We start from the raw sequence: 709 nt of genomic DNA, 5'->3' as shown, positions 1-709 counted from the left end.
TTTAGGAATCGTGGCAGGTGTTGACGGGTCGCCGTCGTCGATGGCGGCCGTGCGGTGGGCCGCCCGCGAGGCAACAATGCGTAACGTCCCCCTGACCCTCGTCCACGCGCGCTCCCGGCCCGCGGTCGGCCCACCAATACTGGCGACGCACCCGCAGCCGCTGTCTGCTGATTTCTTCGAACAGCTCGAACAACGCGTCCGGCACTTGCTCAGCGACGCAATCAAGATCGCCGAAGACAATGCGGTGGGCGGCAAGAGCCCCCAGATGACCACTGAAGCGCTTACTTCGTCACCGTCGGCGGCGCTTGTCGAGCAATCCAAATCCGCTGAGATGATCGTCGTCGGAAGCCGCGGCCAAAGCATATGGCGTCGTAGCGTGCTTGGATCGGTCAGCACCGCGTTGGTCCACCACGCGCACTGCCCTGTCGCGGTCATCCATGACGACCTCACGCCCCTGCACCAACGCACAAATTGGCCGGTCCTTGTCGGCATTGACGGCTCGCCGGCATCGGAGCAAGCCATCGCGATCGCCTTCGACGAAGCCTCTTGGCGCGACTCCGAACTGCTCGCCCTCCACGCCTTCAATGACGCCGACCTGTCACACATCCCGGGCAGGGAAAAATGGTCGGAACAGACGGTGCAAGCCGCGGCGAAGGAGGCCCTTGCGCAGCGCCTCGCCGGCTGGCAGGAACGCTATCCCGACGTTACC

General features: G+C 64.6%; 1 protein-coding gene. It reads left to right on the top strand.

Annotated elements, in window-relative coordinates:
• Window positions 1-7 precede the first annotated feature (7 nt).
• Window positions 8-709, top strand: a 702-nt coding sequence (locus AC5Y7V_RS31395; RefSeq protein ID WP_499883793.1) for a universal stress protein, incomplete at its 3' end; no start/stop codon positions are given.

The sequence above is a fragment of the Mycobacterium sp. NGS34 genome (assembly GCF_059812845.1).
Note: the sequence above shows the minus strand (reverse complement) of the source record. Positions and strands in the feature narration are given on the sequence as shown.